Origin of the sequence: Sphingomonas astragali (assembly GCF_051400615.1) — a bacterium.
In the GTDB taxonomy this organism is placed as follows: domain Bacteria; phylum Pseudomonadota; class Alphaproteobacteria; order Sphingomonadales; family Sphingomonadaceae; genus Sphingomonas.
The window spans coordinates 1-855 of record NZ_JBLFFH010000011.1; the positions used below are offsets into that span (position 1 = coordinate 1).

1 protein-coding gene is annotated in these 855 nt (G+C 73.2%); it reads right to left on the reverse strand.

The features are described 5' to 3' along the window. Positions 1-855: LysM peptidoglycan-binding domain-containing protein (locus ACMGER_RS18160; RefSeq protein ID WP_436813588.1), on the reverse strand; the 855-nt coding region annotated here is incomplete at both ends.

The window sequence follows — 855 nt, forward strand, 5'->3', positions numbered from 1 at the left end:
AAGTCGGTGCCCTTGATCAGGCTGCGTGCCGCCGCGCCCGCGAGCGCGCCGGCGGTGCCGGCGAGCGCGGCGCCGGCGACGTTGCCCGCCGACGCGTTCGCGGCGAACGACTGCACCCCGAACTCGCGCCCGACCGCGCCGGTCACCCCGCCGACCACGCCGCCGACCGCAACCCCCGCCCAGTCGAACTTCGACCGCAGCCCCGTCGCCACCGCGATGCCCTGCGTCGCCGCGTTGCCAAGCGCGCCCCGCGCGACATCACCCAGGAACGCGCTGCCGCCGATCTTGTCGAGCCCGAGACTGCCGATCCCGGCACCCACCCCGCCGCTGATCCCCGCCAGCGCCACGCCCTTGAGGCTGAACTTGTCCTGGATGCCGGTGACCACCCCGACCCCCTGGCTGGCGACGCTGCCCGCGACGCCCGCGATCGCGCCCTGCCACACGCTGGGGGCAGCCGGCGCCGCCCAGATCGATACCGCCACCGCGACCGCGACCAGCAGCACCTGTCCGAACACGCCGCATTTGTTGTTCTTCTTGGCGGCCTTCGGCTTCGGCGTGGTCGGCGAGGTGTCGCCATAGGCGTCGCCGACCTCATAGGGCTTGAACGTCGAGGCGCTGTTCGAGCTGCGCACCACGCCCGCGGGCACCGTCAGGCCCTGGCCCTCGATCAGCGGCGCGTCGCCGGTCAGCCCGTTCGCGGCGGCAAGCTTGTACCACAGGTTGGCATCGCCCCACAGCTGCGCCGCGATCCCCGCCAGCGTGTCGCCCGCCTGCACCATATAGCTGCCGCCCGACGCTCCCTGCTGGTAGCTGTTGATCGCCGCATAGGCGCCGTCGAACTCGGCCACGCTCGCG